The organism is Actinomadura monticuli (assembly GCF_041463655.1).
Taxonomy (GTDB): domain Bacteria; phylum Actinomycetota; class Actinomycetes; order Streptosporangiales; family Streptosporangiaceae; genus Spirillospora; species Spirillospora monticuli.
Window position 1 is genome coordinate 669,197 of record NZ_JAXCEI010000001.1, and the last position, 21,073, is coordinate 690,269.

Below are 21,073 nucleotides of genomic sequence, written 5' to 3' on the forward strand. Positions count from 1 at the left end.
TGCCCTGGACGGTTGGACATATCGGACGATCATGAAACTTTGGACGGTCTGTCAGGAAAATCCCGACCGGCCACGTCCAGCTCCCGAGCTCCCAGGCCGGTCAGGTTCCCCCCGGCTCCGAGGAGTGTGCATGACCTGGCGCCGCCTTGTACTGGCCCCGCTGACCGCGTTGTCCCTCTCGATCCCCGTGGTGGCCGCCCTGCAGGCTCCCGCCGCAGCGGACGAGCTGTCCCTGTCCAACTTCCAGCTCCGTCCCAACGCCAACGGCACCGGACTGCAGGACCGCGCGGACGCCCTTCCCTTGAAGAAGGGCACCGTCACCGACATCATGAACGACCTGAACCGCAAGGACGACGACGATCCCGCCGGGATCGCCGAAGCCTGCGAGCCCAAGGCGATCGCCGGCGGCAGCTCCGTCCGGATCGCGCAGAGCGTCTGCTTCAACGACGGCGACAACGCCACGACGCAGTGGTACCCGCAGGGCGTGACCACCGTGGCCGACATGCAGGGCGACAAGGTATGGGGCGACGGCTACCAGCCCGTCCTCGTCAGCTGGTACGACCACGACAACAACGCGGACGGAAAGGTCAAGGGCGTCCGCGTCAGCTTCATGAACCCCAACAGCGGCGCGTACCGCCACGTCCTCCTCGTGTACCCGCAGGAGAAGACCGGCATCATCGACTACGACGCGGTCCGGGTGTCGCAGGACAGCGCCAGCGAGGACTACACCAAGGCGCTGCACGCGGGCGGCATCCTCTGGTACGGCAACTACCTGTTCGTCGCCGACACCGGCCGCGGGTTCCGCGTGTTCGACATGCGCCGCATCTTCGACCTGGGCGCGTCCGAGAACGGGACCACCGACGGCGACCACCTGATCGGCTACCACTCGGGCACCTATTACGGCTACGGCTACCGCTACGTCATGCCGCAGATCGGCTCCTGGACGCGCACCGCGTCCACCGGGACGAAGTGCACCGCGTCGGACGGGTCGCCGAACTACTCCTACGTCTCCCTCGACCGCAGCGGCACCGACCACCTCGTCGCGGGCGAGTACTGCGCCGGCGGCGAGGCGACCAACGGACGCGTCGCCGCCTGGCCCATCGCGGACGCGTTCGACGGGAACAACAACCTGATCATGAACACCTCGTACCGCTGGAACGCCGACGTCGCGCACCGGCTGCCGGACAGCAACATCCAGGGCGCGACCCGCTTCAACGGGCGCTGGTACCTCAGCCAGAGCCACGGCGAGACCGGCGCCGGCACCCTCTACACCACCGAGCAGGCGACGTCCTCGACCACGACGCTGAAGGTCGCGGGCAGCCAGTCGCTGAGCATCGGCCCCGAAGACCTCTCCCACTGGCCGAACGGCACCGCGACCAGCCCCACCCTGGGCACCTTCTGGACGGTCGGCGAGCACCCCGGCAAGCGCATGGTCTACTCCACCATCCCCCAATAACCCGTCCCGTCGGCGCCCGGCCGGGCGTTTCCATTGCCGGGTGCGTTGACCTGCGGCGTGTCGTTGTTTTGGCGAGGCCGATAACAACGACACGCCGCAGGTCAACGTAGGGACGATCCTGCCGACGTTCGTGGTCACCGCCCTAGCGGGCGGCAGGCCGGTCGTCCTTCAGGAGGGTGAGGAAGAAGTCCCGGACGTCCGCGGCGAACGGGTCGGGGACCTCCATCGCGGCGAAGTGGCCGCCGCGTTCGAACTCCGACCAGTGCCTGACGTCGTAGAGGCATTCGGCCAGCGGCCGCACGGACTGCGTGATGTCGTGCGGGAGCACCGCGACGCCGAGCGGCACGCGGCACGGCGCCCCGCTCCCCCGCGGGGTGTCGTAGATGGAACCGGCCCGAGGAGGCCGCGGTCGCGGTCAGCCAGTAGAGCGAGATGTCGGTGAGCATCCGGTCGTCGTCGACCGGCGTCGCGGGGTCGGTCCACTGCGCGAACCGCTCGGCGATCCAGACGAGCTGGCCGACCGGCGAGTCGGTCAGCGCGTAGCCGATGGTCTGCGGGGTCGTTGGGGCAGCGGGTGCGGGTCAGCCGGTCGGCCAGGTCGTCGAGGTCGGCCTGCGGGACGTCGATGCGGAAAGGCTTGATCACGCCTGCTCCCTTGATTGGTGGTGCCAACGTTGGCATCACCAACCATAGGTCATCGTGGGGGCCACCAACAAGTCGGTAGGGTGGCGGGCATGATGACGGGCGACCAGACGCCGCTCGCGCGGCTCAGCCACGCGCCGAGCTGGCTGATCAACCAGGCCTCCGCGCACAGCCACCGCCTGGTGGCCGAACGGTTCGCCGCCGCCGGCGCCCGCGGCCACCACTACCGGCTGCTGGCCGCGCTGGCGGAGCACGGTCCCGCCAGCCAGGCCGAACTGGGCCGCCGCACGGGCATCGACCGCAGCGACGTCGTCGCGGCACTGAACGAACTGGCCGGCAAGAACCTGATCGTGCGCGCACCCGACCCCGGCGACCGCAGGCGGAACATCATCACCCTCACCGCCGAAGGAGAGCGCCACCTCGCGCACCTCGAAGGCGTCCTGACGCAGATCCAGGACGACCTGTGCGCCCCGCTCTCGCAGGCCGAACGCGACGAACTCGTCCGGCTGCTGACCCGCGTGGTCGATCACCACGCCCAGGCCCGCACCCCCTGGGCCGCCGAATCGTGAGACGCCCGGCCGGTCCGTGCCGGCCGGGCGTCTGACGTCCGGTTCAGTGCAGGTTCAGTTCGTCGGCCAGGTTGTCGTAGTGCAGGTCGGCGTCACCGAAGGCCAGGGACGACCCCATCGCGTGCTCGGAGAACAAGTGCAGGTCGTGTTCCTCGGTGAAGCCGATGGCGCCGTGCACCTGGTGGCCCAGCGCGCACACCCGCTCGTACGCCTCGCTCACCCACGCCTTGGCCATCGCCACCTCCTGCGCGGCGTCCCGGCCCGCCGACAGCAGCCAGACGGCCTCGTAGGCGATGAACCGGGAGCCCAGCACGTCGATCGCCATGTTCGCGCAGTGGTGCTGGACGGCCTGGAACGACCCGATCGCGCTCCCGAACTGCTCGCGTTCCGTCGCGTACTGGACCGTCATGTCCAGGACGCGCTGCGCCGCCCCCACCATCTCCGCGCAGATCGCGGCGGCCCCGAAAAGCGAGATCGCGTCGGCGGCACCGGCGCCGAGAGCGTCCACCGCCCGGACGGCGTCCAGCTCGGCATGGCAGGGACGGTCGGCGCCGATCGTGCCGAGCGGCCGGAGCGTGACGTCCGAGGCGTCCACCCAGAACGCGCGCGGCTCACCGTCGAGCCGCGCCACCACCAGGATGTGCTCGGCGGAGCCCGCGAAGGGGACGAACGTGGCCGTGCCGTCGAGCACGAAGGCGTCGCCGTCCCGTGCGGCCACCGGCCCCTCCCCGGGACGGTCCCAGGGAAGCGGCGCGGCGGTGACGATCCGGCCGGACGAGACTGCGTTCAGCCAGCGCTCCTTCTGCGCGGACGTCCCGAAGCGGGCCACCGGCATGCCGCAGCACGCCACCGACGCCAGCAGCGGACTCGGGACCTGCGCGTACCCCAGCTGCTCGAACAGCAGGCACACGTCCAGGAAGTCGCCGCCCACGCCGCCGTGCTCCTCCGGGAAGGCGAGCCCCGTCCAGCCGAGCTCGACCATCTCCTTCCACAGCGCGGCCGAGTAGCCGGCCGCGTCGCCCTCCAGCGCCCGCGCGCCGGCGGTCGCCGCGCGGGACGCCAGGACCTCGCGTGCGGTGGAGGCGATGAGCTCCTGGTCCTCGGTCAGGCTCAGGTCCATCGCGGCGGCACCTTGTCGGAGCGGACCCAGACGCCCGGCCGTTCCTCCCAGAAAAGCTGCACGAGGACGCCGCCGGTGTGCTTCGGATGGACGAACGTGTGCCTCCAGGCGGCGCCGTCCGTGACGCCCTCCTCGTCGTCGAAGGTGGGCGTCCCGTGGTGCGCGCAGGCGGCCATCGCCGCGTCCCAGTCGGAGACCTCGAAGGTGACGTGGTGGGCGCCGGGCCCGCCCTTGGCGAGGAACCGCTCGATGAACGAGTCCTCCCCGCGCGGCATGATCACTTCCCAGCAGATCGCCGAACCCGGAATGTTCAGGACGAGGTCGGCCATGTCGGGATGTTCCTCGTCGGCCGTCCGCCAGACCTGCACGAACCCGGCGAGGTCGTGGTACCAGCGGGCGAGCTCGTCGCGGTCGTGGAACGCCTGGCAGATGTGGTCGAGCGCCACGATCCCGAGGGACGGCCCGTCCGGCGGCGCCGTTCCCGCCGTCGACGAAACGGCCGACGCGGCCGGCGAATCGCCGCACATGTCGAGGCTGCCCGGCCCGCGCAGCCGCCACAGGACGCCGGGGCCGTGCTCCGGCGGGCTCAGCGACGCCTCCAGCCAGCGTCCCCGCGCGCCGTCGGTCGCCTTGATGCCGCGCACTTCGAGCTCGGCCTGGACGGCTTCGAGGTCGGGCACCTCGGCGCCGACGTGGTGCAGCCCCGGGCGTCCGCCGTGCTCGTCCAGCCATGTCCGCAACGACGAGCCCTCGCCTGCGGGTGCGACCACCTCCCACGCCTGCCCCCGGCTGCCGGGGATCTCCAGCCGCGCGCCGCGCACGCCCTCGCCCGGAGCGTCCCAGCTCCGGACGTGCCAGAACCCGAACAGCCCGGAGAGCAGCGCGACCTGCGCGTCGAGGTCCGGGGTCACCTGCGCCACATGATCGATGCGGTAGATCTGCACGGGTCCTCCTAGCTCGGGTGCGGCTCGATCCAGTCGTAGCCGTAGGTGACGAGTTCCTTGACGAGACGCAGGTTGTAGCGGTTCATCGCGGCGATGCGCTCGGCCAGCTCGCCGATCCGCTTGTCGAACTCGTCCGCCGGGTAGACGTCGTTGACCAGGCCGAGCCGCAGCGCCCGGTCCGCGCCGATCCGCGCGCCGGTGAACAGCAGCTCCTTGGCGCGCGCCTTGCCGATCCGCTCGGGCAGCCGCTTCACGCCGCCCCAGCCGGGCGCCGACCCGCCGAACTCGGGCTGGTCGGGGTCGCCGTCCTCGGTCATCTTCGGCCGGTACGGCGGGCGCGCCGACAGCGTGATCTCGACGAGCCCCATCTTCGCGTCGCTGGAGGCGATGATGAAGTCGGCCGCGAGCGCGAGCTCCAGGCCGCCGCCGACCGCGTACCCGTGCACGGCCGCGATCACGGGCACCGACGTCCGCTCCATCATCGCGAACGTCTTCTCGCCGAGCCGGCCCTGCTCGATCCGCTCGCGCGGGGTCAGCTTCTCCGACCAGGACAGGTCCATCCCGGCGCAGAACGCGCGCTCGCCCGCGCCGCGCAGCACCACGACGCAGACGTCCTCGTCGTCGTCCACGCGGGTGAAGATGTCGCGCAGCTCCGTCATCGTCGTGGGCGTCAGTGCGTTGAGCTTGTCCGGCCGGTTGAGCGTCAGCCAGGCGACTCGCTCCTCGATCCGCAGGTCGACGGTCTCGTAGGCGTTCTCGTCGGGCATGGGGTCGCTCTCCTCCTGGTGATCAGCCGCGGGGCAGGTTCAGGCCCCGGGTGGCGATGACGTTGCGCTGGATCTCGGTGGTGCCGCCCAGGAACGTGGAGGCCACCGAATCCCGGCGCATGTGGGTGAACACGGCATTGAGCGGGGCGCCGTCCCGCTCCCAGAGCGCGGCGGATCGGCCGAACACGCGGGCGCCGGTGCGGGCGAGCCGCTGGTGCAGCTCGGCGCCGAACAGCTGGTTGATGGACGCCTCGAAGTCCGGCTCGTCGCCCGCCGCCTGCCGCGACACGGTGTAGCGGGCCAGGTTGTACAGGACGCGGACCTCCGTCCGCCGCCGCGCGATCTCCTGGCGGAGCGCGGGAGTGGTGCGCGCGAACCGCCGTCCGCCCGGGGAGCGCAGGTAGGCCGTCAGCTCGGCGAGCGCCTGCTCGTACTTGATCGTGGCGCCGATCCCGGCGCGCTCGAAGCCGAGCGCGGACATCGCGACGTACCAGCCGCGGTTCTCCTCGCCCACCCGGTCCGCCACCGGCACCCGGACGCCCTCGAAGAAGATCTCGCAGAACGGCGCCGCACCCCGGATGTCGGTGATGGGACGGATCGTCACACCGGGCGCGTCGGCCGGGACGAGCAGGAACGTGATGCCGCGGTGGGGCTTGTCCGCGTCGGGGTCGGTGCGGACCAGGACGAACAGCCAGTCGGCGTACTGACCGAGGGACGTCCACACCTTCTGGCCGTCCACCACGTAGTCGTCGCCGTCGCGGACCGCGCGGGTGCGCAGCGACGCCAGGTCCGAGCCCGAGCCGGGTTCGGAGAAGCCCTGCGCCCAGGCCGCCCGGCCGGCCGCGATCGGCGGCAGATGCCGCGCCTTCTGCTCCTCGGTGCCGTGCACCAGCAGCGTCGGGCCGAGGAGGAACGCGCCGATGCCGTTCACGACCGGCACCCGCGCCCGCATCATCTCCTCGTGCAGGACGAACTCCTCCAGCGGCGACAGCCCCGCGCCGCCGTACTCCGCCGGCCAGTGCGGCGCGATCCAGCCGCGCTCGGCCAGCGCCGCCGCCCACTCCCGCGCGCCCTCGCGCCGTCCCGGGTCGTCGGCGACCCGGTCGACGGGCCAGTTGTAGCCCGCGACGTCCTCCGGTTCGAGGCTCTGCTCCTCGTCCACCGCCGGACGGTACGACGCCGGGAACCGCTCCGCGACGAAGGCGCGCACCTCCTCGCGGAACGCGGCCTGCTCGGGCGTGTCGTCCCAGTTCACCGGCCGCCCGCCTTCCCGTCCCGCGGCTGCTCGCCGTCCGCCTCCCGGTCCCAGGTGGTGTCGGTGATCCCGGCCTCGCCCTGCGCGCGCAGCTTGTACTTGGCGACCTTGTCGGTGGGGGTGCGCGGCAGGGCGTCCACGAACTCGACGTAGCGCGGGACCATGGAGCGCGGCAGCCGCTCCTCGCAGTAGGCGACGAGCTCCTCCGGGTCGAGCCCGGTGTCGGGCTGCACCACGATCGACACCTTGATGTCCTCGTCCTCCAGTTCCGAGGGCACGCCGATCGCGGCGCACTCCAGCACCGCCGGATGCTGGTTGATCTCCGTCTCCAGGTCGAAGGCCGAGATGTTCTCCCCGCGCCGGCGGATGGCGTCCTTCATCCGGTCGAGGAAGAAGAAGTACCCGTCGTCATCGCGCCATACCCGGTCTCCGGTGTGGAACCACATGTTCCGGAAGCAGCGGGTCGTCGCCTCCCAGTCGCCGTAGTAGCCGGTCGTCAGGACGAACGGCTGCTTCGGCCGCAGCACCAGCTCGCCGGGCTCCCCCGGACCGAGCTCGCGGTCGTGCTCGTCCACGACCGCGACGTGGAACCGCTCGTCGTGGGCCTGGCCGCACGAGCCGACCCGCCATTCCCCGTACGGGCTGCCGGTCGCGATGCCCGCCTCGGTGCTGGTGTAGGTCTCCACGGACCGGACGCCGAACCGCTCCCGCAAGGGCTCGTCCAGGTTCGACTTGCCCATGTAGAACGTCTCCAGCCGGTGGTCGCGGTCCCGCGACGTCGGCGGCCGGTTCAGCAGGATCGGGATCATGGAGAACACGCTCATGCAGACCTGCGCGTCGAAGCGCCGCACGTCGTCCCAGAACCTGGACGCGCTGAACCGCTCGACGATCGCGATCGAGCCGCCGCCGAGGAGGGCCGAGAGCATGCCGTCCCAGAGCGCGGCGGCGTGGAAGAGCGGCAGCGGGCAGTAGATCGTCTTGCCCCACCGGTCGAGGAAGTCGAGCGAGTCGTAGGCGCAGGTCAGCGCGAGCGCGTGCGGGACCATGGCGCCCTTGGACGGCCCGGTCGTCCCGGACGTGTACATGATCGCCTGCATGTCCCCGAAGCCGACCTTCACCTCGACGGCGCCGCCCTCGTCCGGCAGGGAGTTCAGCTCCCTCGCGGGCTTGCCGAGCCGGTCGAGCGGTACCCCGGCCCCGGCGGCGTCCCGCACGAGGACGCCGCCGAGCTTCGGCAGCCGCCCGGCGACGTCCGCGACCCGCTCCGCGTAGGGGCCGTCGATGATCAGCCAGCCGGAGTCGGAGCTGTCCAGGACGTGCCGCAGCAGCTCGCCCCGGTACGCGATGTTGATCGGCACGGCGACCGCGCCCAGCCGGGCCAGCGCGAACACCAGATGGACGAAGTCGGCGCAGTTGGGCAGCATCAGGCCCACGTGGTCGCCGCGCCCGATGCCGGCGCCGGACAGCGCGCGCGCCAGCCGGTCGGCGGCGGCGTCCACCTCGCCGTAGGTGACCTCGCCGTCGCGGAACTTGAGAAACGTCTGCCTTCGATGAACCTGCGCCTGCGACCGGAGGACGTCCCCGAGGACGAAGCTCTCCAGCGTCTCCTTGCGCATCCGGACCCTCCGCTTTCGCTGCGTTGGCGTGCGTCGTCGGTGGCTTGGCCGACCGGCTTGGCGGCTAGATGGCGGGTGCTCGACGGGTGGTGCTCGATGCCTGGTGCTCGATGCGTGATGGGCGGAATCGGCCAGGAGCGATCCGCAATCGGACACTGTCGTAAATAGAGGAACACGAAATGCCAGACCCGGCAACAGTGCCAAAAGAGGAATAAAGGGGTTTTAAGGGGGATCTACTGGGACAGTACGCATCCACTGTGACCCAGGCCACATCCGTCCTGGCCGGTGATTCGGACGCGCGGCCCGCCGTCTTCCGGCCGGGCGGCATTGGCGTGGAGTGCCAACGTTCGGCCCCTAGGATCGGCGGATCTCGCCGGCATCGATCCCGGGCGACGGGCCTATCGTTCTGCCGTCCCCCTGCGGAAGGAACGGGTGCGTCATGCAGAATCCACAGCCCCGCTGGTGCTCGTGCCGGGTCCCGGACGGGATCGGCCGCAGGCAGGTCCTCGGCGGCCTGACCGCCGCGGGCGCCCTCGCCCTGGCGGGCTGGCCCGGCACCGCCTCCGCCTCCGCCACCGCGCCCGGCCGCGACAGGTCGGTGACCATCTCCGTGATGGGCACGTCCGACATCCACAGCCACGCGGTCAACTGGGACTACTACAAGGACGCCGAGTACGGCGACTCAGCCGGCAACGTGGTCGGGCTGGCACGCGTGTCGAGCGTGGTCAACGAGGTGCGCGCCTCCCGGGGACGCGACCGCACCCTGCTCTTCGACGCCGGCGACACCATCCAAGGCACTCCGCTGGGCTTCTACTACGCCACCGTCGAACCGATCACCGAGACCGGCGCGACGCACCCGATCGCCCTCCAGATGAACGCCATCGGATACGACGCCGTGGCGCTCGGCAACCACGAGTTCAACTACGGCATCCCGTTCCTGGACACGTGGATCGGGCAGATGGACGCGCCGGTGCTGGCCGCCAACGCCGTCCACGCGGGCACCCGCCGTCCCGCCTACCGGCCGTACATCATCAAGACGATGCACGTCCGGGGGTACCCGCCGATCCGGGTCGGGCTCCTGGGGCTGACGAACCCGGGCATCGCCATCTGGGACAAGGCCAACGTCTCCGGCAAGCTCGACTTCCTGGACCTGGTGGAGACCGCGCGGCGCTGGGTCCCCGTCATCCGCGCCCGGGGCGCCGACGTGGTGGTAGTCAGCGCGCACTCGGGCGACAGCGGCCTGTCGTCCTACGGCGACGGCCTGCCCGTCGAGAACGCGTCCGCGCTGGTGGCCGAGCAGGTTCCGGGCATCGACGCCATCCTCTTCGGGCACGCCCACCTGGAGATCCCGGAGCGGTTCGTCACCAACAAGGCCACCGGCCGGTCCGTGGTGATGAGCGAGCCGAAGTGCTGGGGCGAGCGCCTCTCGATCTTCGACCTGACGCTGCGCCACGAGCGCGGCCGCTGGACGGTCGCGGACAAGTCGGCGACGACGGTGAACACGAACACCGTCCAGGACGACCCGCACCTGGTCACGCTGGTCAAGAAGCAGCACGACGCGGTGATCACCTACGTGAACAAGGAGGTGGCCACCTCGACCGAGGAGATGTCGGCCGCGGAGTCCTGCTGGAAGGACACCGCGATCCTCGACTACATCCACCTCGTCCAGATCGAGACGGTGAAGGACGCGATCGCGGGCACCGGGCAGGCGTCCCTTCCGGTGGTGTCGATCGCGGCGCCCTTCAGCCGGGCCGCCACCTTCCCCGCCGGCAAGGTGACCATCAGGGACATCGCGGGCCTCTACATCTACGACAACACCCTCCTCGCGAGCGTCCTCACCGGTTCCCAGATCAAGGACTACCTGGAGTACTCCGCCCGGTACTTCAAGCAGACCGCCGCGGACGCCCCCGTCGACCCGGCGTCCTGGACGAACGCCAACAACCGGCCGGACTACAACTACGACCAGCTCTCCGGCGTCACCTACGACGTGGACATCGCCGAACCGGAGGGCTCCCGGATCGCCGGTCTCGCCTATGACGGAACGCCGGTCGCGCCCGACCAGCAGTTCGTCGTGGCGGTGAACAACTACCGCCAGTCGGGCGGCGGCGGATTCCCGCACATCGCCACCGCCGAGGTCGTCTACAACGCCCAGGTGGCGATTCGCGAGGCGATCGTCGGATTCGCGTCGGCCGCCGGGACCATCGACCCCGCCGCGTTCCACGTGGAGAACTGGCGGCTCGTCCGCGACGGCGCCCCGGTCTTCTGACGTCGGGTCTTCTGACGTCGGGTCTTCTGACGTCCCGTCGCCTAGCGCGGCGCGGTCGCGGACGCCACGAACATCGGGAACGCCAGGAAGAGCCGGTCGTCCTCGGCGCGCGTGCGCTGATCGGCGACCCAGGCGTCCGCCTGCTCGCGGGTGACGGCGCCGCTGGAGCACGTGGCCTCGGCCATCCCGATGAGCATGGGCAGCATCGCCGGCCCGGTGAACACGCCGGTGTGCACCTCGACCTCCACGTCCTGGAAGCCGGCGTCCAGCAGCAGGTTGCGCTGCCGGCGGACGGAGCGCGGATCGGTGACGAGATCGGCGCGGGCGTGCACGATCGTGCGGGTGAGGTCCGGATCGTCCGAGTCGACGACGACGGTGTCCCAGTCCTGGCCGACGAGGACGATCCGCCCTCCGAGCGCCAGGACCCTGCGGGCCTCCACCAGCGCCCGCTCCGGCTCGGCCAGGACGTGGAACACCTTGTCGGCCCGGTATCCGTCCATGGACGCGTCCGGGAACGGCAGGTCGTGGGCTTCCGCGAGCCGGAGGTCCGCGTCCGGCCACCGGCCGCGGGCGACGGCGACCATCTGCTCGTTCGGGTCGGCGCCGACGGCGCGCACGCCCCGCCCGGCCAACTCCGCGACGGCCCGCCCGGCGCCGCAGCCGACGTCCACCACGGAGGTTCCGGGTGCGGCGCCGAGCAGGTCGTAGGAGCGGCGCCGCAGCGCCACGGCGCCCGGCAGGTCCTCCGCCGCGTCGAGCATCGAGATGAGGGTGTCCGTCGAGTCGCGGGCCTTGTCCGTTTCCCTGGTCATGGACGCCAGGATGCGAGTTAATGCCGACATGAAGTCAAGCGGGCACGAGCCGATGAGCATCGGCGCCCTCGCCGGGCACTTCGGACTCGCCACCCACGTCCTGCGCCACTGGGAGTCGCTGGGCCTCCTCAGCCCCGCCCGCGACGCCGCCGGACGGCGCCGCTACGACGCCGGCGACCTCACCCGCGTCGCGATGATCCTGCGCGCCAAGGACGCGGGGCTCTCCCTGCGCACCATCGCCCACCTTGCGCCCGGCTGCGACCCCGCACGGCGGCGGGACGTCCTCCGCGAGGAGGCCGGCGCGCTCCGCCGCCGCATCGCGGCGGCCGAGGCGTCCCTCGACCTCATCGAGGGCGCTCTCGGCTGCGACCACGAGGACATCACCGAGTGCCCGAACTTCAGGCGCCTGGTGGCCGAGCGGGTGGCCGAGGGCGCGGCCCCGCCCGCGCGGCCGGCCGGTGAAGCACGCGATCAAGGAGTCCCGCGGCCCGGGACCCCCTGACCGCGCCGATCAGGAGCGGGCGAGCAGCGGCTCGGCGGCGTCCCCGGCGTCCCCGGCGTCCCCGGCGACGGCCTGGTCCTCGGGGCGCGGGGCGTTCATCAGGACGGCGACGATCAGCGCGCCCGCCACGAGGATGCCGGCGGCCCACGTGCTGCCCGCCCCGAAGCCGTCCACCAGCGCCTCCTTCGCGACGGCGGGGCTCCGGCCGTGCGCGGCGAGGTAGTCCACGGTCGCGCTGGTCGCGATGGTGTTGAGGAGCGCGATGCCGATCGAGCTGCCGACCTGCTGCGAGGCGTTGACGCTCGCCGAGGCCACCCCCGCGTCGCCCGGGTCGACGCCGTGGGTTGCGTAGTTCATCGCCACCGGCAGGATCATGCCCGCACCCAGCCCGAACAGCGTCCCCATGACCAGCACGCCCTCCGCGTAGCCGGTGCCGGGGTCCAGGGTGAGCATCCACAGCATGCCGCCCGCGCTGATCAGCATGCCGGGGACGATCAGCGCCCGCGGCGGAACCCTGGGCAGCAGCCGGGCGCTGATCCCGCCCGCCGACACCAGGACCGTCATGATCATCGGGAGGAAGGCCACGCCCGTCCGGATCGGCGAGTAGCCCTTGACGACCTGCAGGTAGTAGGTCATGAACAGGAACGCCCCGAACATCCCGGACCCCGCCAGCCCGACCGCCAGGTAGGCGGCGCCGCGGGTGCGGTCGGCGATGACGCGCGGCGGCAGCAGCGGCTCCGGCACCCGGCGCTCGACGAGGACGAACGCGGCGAGCAGCACCGCACCCGCGGCCAGCAGGCCGGCGACGGTCCCCGAGCCCCAGCCGTCCGACTCGGCCCGGCCGGTGCCGTACACGATCGCGACCAGCCCGCCCGTCACGAGCAGCACGCCGGGGATGTCGAACCTGGCCCTGCCCTCGCGCTTCGACTCGGCCAGCAGCATGAACCCGCCGATCCCCGCGGCCAGCGCGATCGGGATGTTGATGTACAGGCACCAGCGCCAGTCCAGGTAGTCGGTCAGCGCCCCGCCGGCCAGCAGCCCGACCGCGCCGCCCGCGGCGGAGACGGCGCCCCACGCACCGAACGCCTTGGCGCGGTCCTTGGCCTCGGTGAACATGACCGTCAGCAGCGACAGCGCGGACGGCCCCAGCAGCGCCCCGAACGCGCCCTGCAGGGCCCGCGCGACCAGCAGCGTCTCGAACCCGGACGCCGCGCCGCCCAGCGCCGACGCCGTGGTGAAGCCGAGCAGCGCGACCAGGAAGGTCCGCTTGCGGCCCGCGTAGTCCGCGATGCGGCCGCCGAGCAGCAGCAGCCCGCCGAACGCCAGCGTGTACGCGGTGATGACCCACTGCCGGTCGCCGTCGGAGATGCCCAGGTCCCGCTGGATGGACGGCAGCGCGATGTTCACGACCGTGCCGTCCAGAACGATCATGAGCTGGGCCAGCCCGATGAAGAACAGCGCGGCCCAGCGGCGCGAAGCGGCCACCGGAGCCTTCGTTATTGCCATGACCTCGTCCTCACTCGTGGTGCCGACGCGCCGCGCGAACCGTCCGCACGGCGCCCTGACGAACACGAGATGCCGGACGCCCGGCCCCTGTGACAGTGACGTATGCCACCCGACCCGGATGTCACACATGAGACGGCACCGGCGTCTTCTGCACGAGCGCCACCCCATCGACCGAACTGGCAGGCCCCATGAGCGCGCACACCGAGCCGTCCGACATGGACGCCGCGACCGAGGCGTTCGTCGCCCATCGCAACCTGCTCTTCACCGTCGCCTACGAGATGCTCGGCTCGGCCGCCGACGCCGAGGACGTCCTGCAGGAGACCTGGCTGCGCTGGGCGGGCGTCGACCTCGGCACCGTCCGGGACCAGCGCGCCTACCTCGTCCGGATCACCACCCGCCAGGCGCTGACCCGGCTGCGCACGCTCGGCCGCCGCAAGGAGTCCTACGTCGGCCCCTGGCTGCCCGAACCGCTGCTGACCACGCCGGACGTCGCCGAGGACGTCGAACTGGCCGACAGCGTCTCGATGGCGATGCTGCTGGTCATGGAGACGCTCACCCCGACCGAACGCGCCGTCTTCGTACTGCGCGAGGTGTTCGACCTCCCCTACGACGAGATCGCCGAAGCCATCGGCAAGGCCACCGCCACCGTCCGCCAGATCGCCCACCGGGCACGCTCCCACGTCGCCGCGCGCCGCCCCCGCGACGTCGTCTCCCAGGCCGAGACCCGAGCCGCGCTCCAGGCGTTCCAGCAGGCGATCGATACCGGCGACCTGCGGAACCTCCTCGGGATCCTCGCCCCGGACGTCGTCGCCCTCGCCGACGGCGGCGGACTCAAGCGCGCCGTCCCGCGCCCCGTCGTGGGCGCGTACAAGGTGGCCCGCCTGCTGACCCTCGGCCTCCGCAAGTTCGGCGCGGGCCTCTCGGTCGAGCCCGTCCAGATCAACGGCGGCCCGGCCCTCGTGCTGCGGCGCGACGGAGCGACGGAGGGCATCCTCGCCCTGCGCGTCGAGAACGCCCTGATCACCGGCCTCTACTTCGTCCGCAACCCCGAGAAACTCTCCCGCATCACCCACGAGACCCCCCTGAGCCGCTGACCGCTCGATCGGACGGGGCCCGTCGTAGACCCGCTTTCAGCGGGCGAAGGTGCGGCGGTAGGCGCTCGGGGAGACGCCTACCGTGCGGGTGAAGTGGTGGCGGAGGTTGGCGGGGGTGCCGAGGCCGGAGCGGTCGGCTATCTGGTCGATCGGGAGGGTCGTCGTCTCCAGCAGCTCGCGGGCGTGGTCGATGCGGATGCCGCGCAGCCAGGCCATCGGGGTCGTGCCGGTCGTGGCGTGGAAGCGGCGCAGAGGCGGAAGTCGTACCACCAGCCGGCCAGGCCGGGACGCTCGTAGCCGAAGACCTCGCACGGGATGGCCAGTTCGAAGATCGGCACCCCTTCGGTGACGGCGACGGCGAGCGTGTGCATGTCACTAATTTAGCGATGATGGTCATTACTGCCACTTGGCCCGGGGCGGGTCCCGGCGCGAGGGTCGGTGGCATGGATCGATTCCCTCTTGGACGAGCGTCCTTCGACCCGGCGCCGGCGGTGGCCGAGCGGCTGTGGCGGCACGTCGTCGAGCTGCTCGAGGACGAGCGCGGACGGGTCGCCGGCCGGGACGTGAGCGCGCCGGTCGACGTCCGGGATCTGCGGAACGCGGTCGGCGCGTACGGCTTCGACCGTCCGGCGCCCGCCCGGGACGTGATCGACGACGTCGCCGGACTGCTGCGCGCGACCACCGTCCACACGACCCATCCGCGCTATTTCGGCCTCTTCAACCCGGCGCCGACGCTGCTGGGCGTCGTCGGTGAGACGCTCGCCGCCGCGTTCAACCCGCAGCTCGCCGCGTGGTCGCACGCCCCCGCGGCCGTCGAGATGGAGGCGCATCTGCTGCGCTTCCTCGGCGGACGGCTCGGCTATCCGGAAGAGGACGTCGCCGGGTCGTTCACCAGCGGCGGCGCCGAGGCGAACATGACCGCCGTGCTGCTGGCGCTGACGAAGACCTGGCCGGACTACGGCGAGAAGGGGCTGCGGGCGATCGCCGGACGTCCGGTCATGTACGCGTCGGCGGAGAGCCACCTGGCCTGGCTCAAGATCGCGCACGCCACCGGCATCGGGCGGGACGCCGTCCGCCTCGTCCCCGTCGGGCCCGATCTGCGGCTGGAGACCGGAAGGCTGGCGGAGCAGGTCGCCGCCGACCGGGAGCGGGGCGACCTCCCGTTCCTCGTCGTCGCGACCGCCGGGACCACGGCCGGCGGGGTCATCGACCCGCTGCGCGAACTCGCCGACCTGTGCCGCGACCAGGATCTGCGGCTCCACGTCGACGCCGCCTACGGAGGCGCGGCGGCGCTGTCCGATCGGTTGCGGCCCGCGCTGTCCGGCATCGAGCGCGCCGACTCGGTCACGGTGGACGCGCACAAGTGGCTGAGCGTCCCGATGGGTGCGGGCGCCTTCCTGTGCACCGACCAAGAGGGCCTTACGGAGACGTTCCGGGTCACCACGTCCTACATGCCGGCCGAGACCCCCGACACCGTCGACCCGTACACGTCCGGGCAGCAGTGGTCGCGCCGGTTCATGGGGCTCAAGCTGTTCCTCGGCCTCGCCGTCGCGGGCCGGGAGGGCTACGCCGAGCAGCTCGAACGCGACGCCGCCCTCGCGGACGCGCTGCGCGGCGAGCTCGCCGCGGCCGGGTGGGAGATCGTCAACGACACCCCGCTCCCCGTCGTCTGCTTCGCCGACCCCGGGACGGCGACGTGGGAGCACCATGACGCGCTCGCCGGCAGGGTCGTCCAGAGCGGACGCGCCTGGATCAGCCCCGTCAACCTGAACGGGCGCCCCGCGCTCCGCGCCTGCGTCATCAGCCACCGCACCACGTCCGCCGACATCGCAGAACTCGTGCGGGCCGTCGGCGACGCGCGCAAAGCGCGTTAGCGTACGGCGGCCGGAGGCGCGAGCCGCGAACGAATTACTTCCCCGTGTCGCTGAGCATTGATAATCCGGGCAAGACTCCTGATCATGAGCAGCCCGAAGCGAGAGGCCCACGACTCCTATCCCGGCACCGAGCCGGTCTCGCTCGAACAGCCCGGACGCGCCCGCACCGACTGGATCGTCTACGGCGTCACCGCCGTGCTGTCCGTGGCGTTCGTCATCTGGGGCGGGGCGTCCACCGGCAGCCTCAGCTCCGCCGCGCAGACCACGCTGGACTGGCTGCTGCAGAACGTCGGCTGGCTGTTCGTCCTCGCCGCGACCGGCTTCGTGGTCTTCTCGCTGTGGCTGGCGATCAGCAGGTACGGGCGGATCCCGCTCGGCCGGGAGGGCGACGAGCCGGAGTTCCGCACCGTCTCGTGGATCGCGATGATGTTCAGCGCGGGGATGGGCATCGGGCTGATGTTCTTCGGCGCCGCCGAACCCCTCACCCACTACGTGCTGCCGCCCCCGGAGACCGACGCGCCGCAGAGCGAGGCGGCGATCGAGACGGCGATGGCCACCACGATCTTCCACTGGACGCTGCACCCGTGGTCGATCTACGCCGTCCTCGGGCTCGCGATCGGGTACGGGCACTACCGGCGGGGCCGCGGCCAGCTGATCAGCTCGGCGTTCGCGCCGCTGCTCGGCCACCGCCGCAGCACCGGCCCGCTGAGCAAGCTCATCGACATCCTCGCGCTGTTCGCGACGCTGTTCGGCTCCGCCGCCTCGCTCGGCATCGGCGCGCTGCAGATCCGCACCGGCATGCAGGAGGCCGGCTGGATCGAGTCGCTCGGCACCACCGTCCTCGTCCTGATCATCGTGGTGCTGACGGTCTGCTTCGTGCTGTCGGCCGTGTCCGGCATCGCGCGCGGCATCCAGTGGCTGTCCAACATCAACATGGTGCTGGCCGCCGTCCTCGCCGTCTTCGTGTTCGCCGTCGGGCCGACGGTCTTCATCCTGGAGCTGCTGCCCACCTCGATCGGCGTCTACATCCAGGACTTCGGCCAGATGGCGTCCCGCTCCGGCGCGACGGGCGGAAAGGCGATGCAGGAGTTCCTCGCCAGCTGGACGATCTTCTACTGGGCGTGGTGGATCTCCTGGGCCCCGTTCGTCGGCATGTTCCTGGCCCGGATCAGCCGCGGCCGCACCATCCGCCAGTTCGTCGCCGGCGTGATCATCGTGCCGAGCGCGGTCAGCCTGGTCTGGTTCGCCATCTTCGGCGGGACGGCGATCAACGAGCAGCGCGACGGCCTGAACCCGTACGGGAACGGCTCGGAGGAGCAGATCACCTTCAACGTCCTCGGCCACCTGCCGTGGGAGGCCGTCACCGGCGTCATCGTGATGCTGCTGGTCGCGATCTTCTTCGTGTCCGGCGCGGACGCGGCGTCGATCGTCATGGGCACCCTGTCCCAGCGCGGCTCCAGCAGCCCCGCCCGCTGGATCGTGATCTTCTGGGGCGCGCTGACCGGCGGCGTCGCCGCGATCATGCTGGTGATCGGCGGCGACAAGGCGCTCAACGGCATCCAGAACGTCACCTTCATCGGCGCGCTGCCGTTCACGGTCGTCCTGATCCTGCTGTGCTTCTCCCTCGCGAAGGACGTCCGCGACGACCCGATGATGCGCCGCCAGAGCAAGGGCGCCGAGGTCCTTGAGGAGGCCGTCGTCACCGGCCACCGGCGCCACAAGGGCGAGTTCGAACTGCAGATCCGACCGTCCACCCCCGGCTCGGACGTCAACGACGACCCTGGACGATCTCGTCCAGCCGACTGATCACCGCCGCCAGCAGCACGGCGAGCTGAGCGGTCCCCGCCGCGTGCTCGACGGACCTCTTGCCTCCTTAACGTCGACAGATGGACGCCGGAGCATGGAACCCGCACCCTGGTCAATGCGAGCCAGCCCACGGCAAGGAGGTCACCGTCCGGTTCCGGACGCTCCGAAGACCTTCGCCAGCCGGGCGCCCGACGGGTTCGGCACGCAGCACCGGGGTGACATCAGCGCCGAGGAGAGCCGATGATCTTCGCCAACCAGGCCGGCGTCCAGCACTCGACCATCGAAGAGCTGGGCGACCGCACCGTGATTACGGACGGCCGTAATCTACCCGTCTTCGCGTCTGCGTCGCTGGAGGAGCCGCAGCGCGGGCTGACGGAGGCGGTCGTCGTCGTGCACGGTGCGCTGCGCAACGCCGGCGACTACTACCGTGCGATCGAGAAGGCGCCCGGACGGCTGGTCGTCGCGCCGCAGTTCCTCACCGTGGACGATGTGCGCGGCCGTCCCGAGCGCGCGCACTACCTGCACTGGGGCACCGAGGACTGGAAGGGCGGGCTCGGAGAGGTCAGCTCGTTCACGGTCATGGACGAACTGCTGCGCGGCCTGGGCGCGTTCCCCGGGCTTCGCCGGGTGACCCTCGTCGGCAACTCGGCCGGCGGCCAGTTCGTCAACCGGTACGCGGCCGTCGGGCGCGGGCCCGACGACCTCGACGTACCGGTCCGGTTCGTGGTCGCGAATCCGTCGACCTACCTGTATTTCGATGTTCACCGGCCGAAGGACGGCTCGTTCGCGCCGCACGGCGGTATCGAGGTCGACCAGTGGCGGTACGGCTTCGGTGATCCCGTCCCGCCCTACATTGACGTCCCGCCCGGCCGCCTCCGAGGCAAAGCGGTCGAAGGGTACTTCGCGCGCTACATCGAGAGGGACGTGGTGTATCTGCTCGGCGAGGAGGACGCCGATCCCGGGGCCCTTCTCCTGGAGGTCCATCCCGCCGCCGAGGCGCAGGGAAGGACCCGGAAGGAACGGGGCGAGAATTACCACCGATATCTGGCCTTCAAGGCGGGAAGGCCGGTTCATCGGCTGGTCCATGTGCCGGGAGTGGGGCATGACGCCGCGGCCATGTTCGGCTCGCCGGAAGGGCGGCGGCACCTCTTCGGCGACGGTTAGACGACGGGGCGGCCGGATTTTATGCGGCGGCGGAAGTCGTGGAGGTAGACGTTGAAGGGGAACTCGCGGGCCGGGCGGGGCATGAGGCGGTTGGCGCGGGCCAGGGCGCGGGTGAGGCGGTCGAAGCGGCGCTGGTCGCGGGGGGTCCATTCGTAGCCGAGCTCGTCGCGGAAGGGCTGCGGCAGGAAGCCGAGGGTCATGAAGGTGTGGAAGCGGCCCAGCCCGATGCGGACCGGGGCGTGCAGGAAGCGCAGCTCGGTCAGGTCGCGGAGGTAGGCGCGGGTCACGTCGTCCATCTCGATCTTGCGGACGCCGTCCTGCCAGTACTCCTCGAAGGCGGCGCGGTCCGGCGGCCACAGCTCCGGCTTCATCTGCAGGGTGGTGCCGAAGCGGGCGCCGTACCGGTAGAGCTCGGCGGCCTCCTCGGGGGTCGGCTTCCCGTAGAGGATCTCGTAGATCATCTCGACGCCGAAGTAGAGGCACGCGGCGACCCAGAGCTGGAGCTCCGGGTCGAACGCGTTGTAGGGGACGGGCTCCTTGGCGCGGACCTGGCGGTGGGCGCGGTTGACCTCCTGGCGCATCGCCTTGCGCTCGTCCTCGCTGCCGAGCATCGCGACGGCGATGTAGGTGAGCGTGGTCCGGGCGCGCTTGACCGGATGCTTGTCGACGCGGCCGCTCTCGACCTTGCTCTCGGCGACGCCGTGCCCGATGGGGAGGCGGGCGAGCTGCATGACGACGTTCGCGGCGGCTGCGGCGAGCGCGATGCCGCTGAAAGTGTCGAGGACGACTTGCGGGGTCGTCTCCTCCGCGGTCGCTGTCATACCGGCCTCACTTCCTGAGACATAGAGGCGAATTTCGTCTCACTGTGCCAGCGTAAGTGAGTACTTGCAAGAGTGCCCGGGCGTGGGCGCGCTCACAAGTGTCAGACGTAAGGATCCTCCTTCGCTCGGACGCGGGTCGCGAACTCCTTCACCGTGTCCAGGGCGCGCAGGTAGGCCATGGGGCCGTAGGAGACGCGGGCCACCCCGGCGGCGGCCAGGTCCGTGAGGGACGTGCCCGGGAAGTTGTTCGCGTTGACCGGCCCCGGCAGCCCCTTGACCAGCGCGGGGACGGCGTCCATCGGCGCGGTGATCGGGTAGACGCAGTCGGCCCCCGCCGCGAGGTACAGCCTGCCGCGCTCGATCGCGGCCTCCACCGGGTCGGGCACCCGGGCGACGAACGTGTCGACCCGCGCGTTGATCACCAGGGCGTCGCCGGCGGCGTCCCGGACCGCGGCCAGGTACTCGGCCTGCGCCGCCGGCTCGGCCAGCTCGCCGGCGTAGGTGTCCTCCAGGTTGCAGCCGGCCGCGCCGACGGCGAGCAGGCGCTCGACCAGCTCGGCGGGCTGGAGCCCGTACCCGGCCTCGGCGTCCACGGTGACGGGGACGGTCGCGGCGCGGATCACCCGTCCCGCGGCGGCCATCATCTCCTCGACGGGCGCGCCCTCGTGGTCGGGGTAGCCGAGCATGGCGGACACCGCGGCGCTGGCGGTGGCGAGCGCGGGGAACCCCGCCTCCTCGACGACCTTGGCGCTGCCGGCGTCCCAGACGTTCGGCAGCAGCAGCGGATCACCCGGCCGGTGCAGCTCACGGAGGCGTGCGGCTTTTTCGGTCATGTCCGTCTCCTTCCCTTCGGGGGGTA

The 21,073-nt window shown here is 71.3% G+C and carries 19 protein-coding genes; 8 read left to right on the plus strand and 11 right to left on the minus strand.

All coding sequences use genetic code 11. From position 1 onward, the window contains the following. Positions 1–130: 130 nt before the first annotated feature. Positions 131–1,456, plus strand: coding sequence for a hypothetical protein (locus tag SM611_RS03265; RefSeq protein ID WP_371947264.1), 1,326 nt, complete (start codon positions 131–133; stop codon positions 1,454–1,456). A gap of 142 nt (positions 1,457–1,598) precedes the next feature. On the opposite strand, the gene SM611_RS03270 is transcribed toward SM611_RS03265, so the two are convergent. Continuing rightward, positions 1,599–1,802, minus strand: coding sequence for a hypothetical protein (locus tag SM611_RS03270; protein ID WP_371947265.1), 204 nt, complete (start codon positions 1,800–1,802; stop codon positions 1,599–1,601). Between the two features lie 388 nt (positions 1,803–2,190). Here SM611_RS03270 and SM611_RS03275 point away from each other — a divergent pair, with 388 nt between their 5' ends. Next, on the plus strand, positions 2,191–2,667 hold the full coding sequence (locus tag SM611_RS03275) for a MarR family winged helix-turn-helix transcriptional regulator (protein WP_371947266.1): 477 nt from the start codon (positions 2,191–2,193) through the stop codon (positions 2,665–2,667). Between the two features lie 43 nt (positions 2,668–2,710). Here SM611_RS03275 and SM611_RS03280 read toward each other — a convergent pair whose 3' ends face one another. The 5 genes from SM611_RS03280 to SM611_RS03300 are packed head-to-tail and all read right to left on the minus strand — an operon-like array spanning position 2,711 to position 8,369. Further along, on the minus strand, positions 2,711–3,787 hold the full coding sequence (locus SM611_RS03280; protein ID WP_371947267.1) for an acyl-CoA dehydrogenase family protein: 1,077 nt from the start codon (positions 3,785–3,787) through the stop codon (positions 2,711–2,713). Further along, a complete protein-coding gene (locus SM611_RS03285) occupies positions 3,778–4,731 on the minus strand; it encodes a VOC family protein (protein WP_371947268.1) in 954 nt (317 codons plus the stop codon). Before SM611_RS03285 ends, SM611_RS03280 begins: the two co-directional genes overlap by 10 nt. Positions 4,732–4,739: 8 nt before the next feature. After that, complete coding sequence (locus tag SM611_RS03290; RefSeq protein ID WP_371947269.1) at positions 4,740–5,498, minus strand: enoyl-CoA hydratase/isomerase family protein; 759 nt, start codon at positions 5,496–5,498, stop codon at positions 4,740–4,742. A 22-nt stretch (positions 5,499–5,520) separates the two neighbouring features. Then, on the minus strand, positions 5,521–6,753 hold the full coding sequence (locus SM611_RS03295) for an acyl-CoA dehydrogenase family protein (protein ID WP_371947270.1): 1,233 nt from the start codon (positions 6,751–6,753) through the stop codon (positions 5,521–5,523). Then, complete coding sequence (locus SM611_RS03300) at positions 6,750–8,369, minus strand: AMP-binding protein (protein ID WP_371947271.1); 1,620 nt, start codon at positions 8,367–8,369, stop codon at positions 6,750–6,752. The genes SM611_RS03295 and SM611_RS03300 overlap by 4 nt, the downstream gene beginning before the upstream one ends. A gap of 439 nt (positions 8,370–8,808) precedes the next feature. On the opposite strand from SM611_RS03300, the gene SM611_RS03305 reads away from it, so the two are divergent. Then, the gene (locus tag SM611_RS03305) at positions 8,809–10,635 is read left to right on the plus strand and encodes a 5'-nucleotidase C-terminal domain-containing protein (protein WP_371947272.1); all 1,827 of its coding nucleotides are present in this window, start codon (positions 8,809–8,811) and stop codon (positions 10,633–10,635) included. Positions 10,636–10,676: 41 nt separating this feature from the next. Here SM611_RS03305 and SM611_RS03310 read toward each other — a convergent pair whose 3' ends face one another. Continuing rightward, entirely contained in the window at positions 10,677–11,447 is a 771-nt protein-coding gene (locus SM611_RS03310; RefSeq protein ID WP_371947273.1) for a methyltransferase domain-containing protein, read from the minus strand. 28 nt (positions 11,448–11,475) lie between these two features. Here SM611_RS03310 and SM611_RS03315 point away from each other — a divergent pair, with 28 nt between their 5' ends. Further along, on the plus strand, positions 11,476–11,949 hold the full coding sequence (locus SM611_RS03315) for a MerR family transcriptional regulator (RefSeq protein ID WP_371947274.1): 474 nt from the start codon (positions 11,476–11,478) through the stop codon (positions 11,947–11,949). 9 nt (positions 11,950–11,958) lie between these two features. Here SM611_RS03315 and SM611_RS03320 read toward each other — a convergent pair whose 3' ends face one another. Continuing rightward, positions 11,959–13,455, minus strand: a complete 1,497-nt coding sequence (locus SM611_RS03320) for an MFS transporter (RefSeq protein WP_371947275.1) — start codon at positions 13,453–13,455, stop codon at positions 11,959–11,961. A 188-nt stretch (positions 13,456–13,643) separates the two neighbouring features. Here SM611_RS03320 and SM611_RS03325 point away from each other — a divergent pair, with 188 nt between their 5' ends. Beyond that, positions 13,644–14,549, plus strand: a complete 906-nt coding sequence (locus SM611_RS03325; protein WP_371947276.1) for an RNA polymerase sigma-70 factor — start codon at positions 13,644–13,646, stop codon at positions 14,547–14,549. Positions 14,550–14,585: 36 nt separating this feature from the next. Here SM611_RS03325 and SM611_RS03330 read toward each other — a convergent pair whose 3' ends face one another. After that, a complete protein-coding gene (locus SM611_RS03330; RefSeq protein WP_371947277.1) occupies positions 14,586–14,819 on the minus strand; it encodes a helix-turn-helix domain-containing protein in 234 nt (77 codons plus the stop codon). Between the two features lie 173 nt (positions 14,820–14,992). Here SM611_RS03330 and SM611_RS03335 point away from each other — a divergent pair, with 173 nt between their 5' ends. The 3 genes from SM611_RS03335 (at position 14,993) to SM611_RS03345 (ending at position 19,393) form a co-directional block, all read left to right on the plus strand. Beyond that, positions 14,993–16,423 carry a pyridoxal phosphate-dependent decarboxylase family protein gene (locus SM611_RS03335; protein ID WP_371947278.1) on the plus strand — a complete coding sequence of 477 codons (1,431 nt, stop codon included), beginning with the start codon at positions 14,993–14,995 and terminating at the stop codon, positions 16,421–16,423. An 84-nt stretch (positions 16,424–16,507) separates the two neighbouring features. Further along, positions 16,508–18,229, plus strand: coding sequence for a BCCT family transporter (locus SM611_RS03340; protein WP_371947279.1), 1,722 nt, complete (start codon positions 16,508–16,510; stop codon positions 18,227–18,229). A gap of 240 nt (positions 18,230–18,469) precedes the next feature. Then, entirely contained in the window at positions 18,470–19,393 is a 924-nt protein-coding gene (locus tag SM611_RS03345; RefSeq protein WP_371947280.1) for a lipase family protein, read from the plus strand. On the opposite strand, the gene SM611_RS03350 is transcribed toward SM611_RS03345, so the two are convergent. Together SM611_RS03350 and SM611_RS03355 are read right to left on the minus strand one after the other, a co-directional pair. Then, positions 19,390–20,214, minus strand: coding sequence for an oxygenase MpaB family protein (locus SM611_RS03350; RefSeq protein ID WP_371947281.1), 825 nt, complete (start codon positions 20,212–20,214; stop codon positions 19,390–19,392). The two genes, SM611_RS03345 and SM611_RS03350, sit on opposite strands and share 4 nt — an antisense overlap. A gap of 101 nt (positions 20,215–20,315) precedes the next feature. Beyond that, entirely contained in the window at positions 20,316–21,047 is a 732-nt protein-coding gene (locus SM611_RS03355; RefSeq protein ID WP_371947282.1) for an isocitrate lyase/PEP mutase family protein, read from the minus strand. Positions 21,048–21,073 lie beyond the last annotated feature (26 nt).

Excerpts from the sequence above, each read along its gene's own strand:
- SM611_RS03265 (WP_371947264.1), top strand. The coding sequence starts at position 131 with ATGACCTGGCGCCGCCTTGTACTGGCCCCGCTGACCGCGTTGTCCCTC.
- SM611_RS03275 (WP_371947266.1), top strand. The coding sequence starts at position 2,191 with ATGATGACGGGCGACCAGACGCCGCTCGCGCGGCTCAGCCACGCGCCG.
- SM611_RS03280 (WP_371947267.1), bottom strand. The coding sequence starts at position 3,787 with ATGGACCTGAGCCTGACCGAGGACCAGGAGCTCATCGCCTCCACCGCA.
- SM611_RS03290 (WP_371947269.1), bottom strand. The coding sequence starts at position 5,498 with ATGCCCGACGAGAACGCCTACGAGACCGTCGACCTGCGGATCGAGGAG.
- SM611_RS03300 (WP_371947271.1), bottom strand. The coding sequence starts at position 8,369 with ATGCGCAAGGAGACGCTGGAGAGCTTCGTCCTCGGGGACGTCCTCCGG.
- SM611_RS03305 (WP_371947272.1), top strand. The coding sequence starts at position 8,809 with ATGCAGAATCCACAGCCCCGCTGGTGCTCGTGCCGGGTCCCGGACGGG.
- SM611_RS03310 (WP_371947273.1), bottom strand. The coding sequence starts at position 11,447 with ATGACCAGGGAAACGGACAAGGCCCGCGACTCGACGGACACCCTCATC.
- SM611_RS03315 (WP_371947274.1), top strand. The coding sequence starts at position 11,476 with ATGAAGTCAAGCGGGCACGAGCCGATGAGCATCGGCGCCCTCGCCGGG.
- SM611_RS03320 (WP_371947275.1), bottom strand. The coding sequence starts at position 13,455 with ATGGCAATAACGAAGGCTCCGGTGGCCGCTTCGCGCCGCTGGGCCGCG.
- SM611_RS03325 (WP_371947276.1), top strand. The coding sequence starts at position 13,644 with ATGAGCGCGCACACCGAGCCGTCCGACATGGACGCCGCGACCGAGGCG.
- SM611_RS03335 (WP_371947278.1), top strand. The coding sequence starts at position 14,993 with ATGGATCGATTCCCTCTTGGACGAGCGTCCTTCGACCCGGCGCCGGCG.
- SM611_RS03340 (WP_371947279.1), top strand. The coding sequence starts at position 16,508 with ATGAGCAGCCCGAAGCGAGAGGCCCACGACTCCTATCCCGGCACCGAG.
- SM611_RS03345 (WP_371947280.1), top strand. The coding sequence starts at position 18,470 with ATGATCTTCGCCAACCAGGCCGGCGTCCAGCACTCGACCATCGAAGAG.
- SM611_RS03350 (WP_371947281.1), bottom strand. The coding sequence starts at position 20,214 with ATGACAGCGACCGCGGAGGAGACGACCCCGCAAGTCGTCCTCGACACT.
- SM611_RS03355 (WP_371947282.1), bottom strand. The coding sequence starts at position 21,047 with ATGACCGAAAAAGCCGCACGCCTCCGTGAGCTGCACCGGCCGGGTGAT.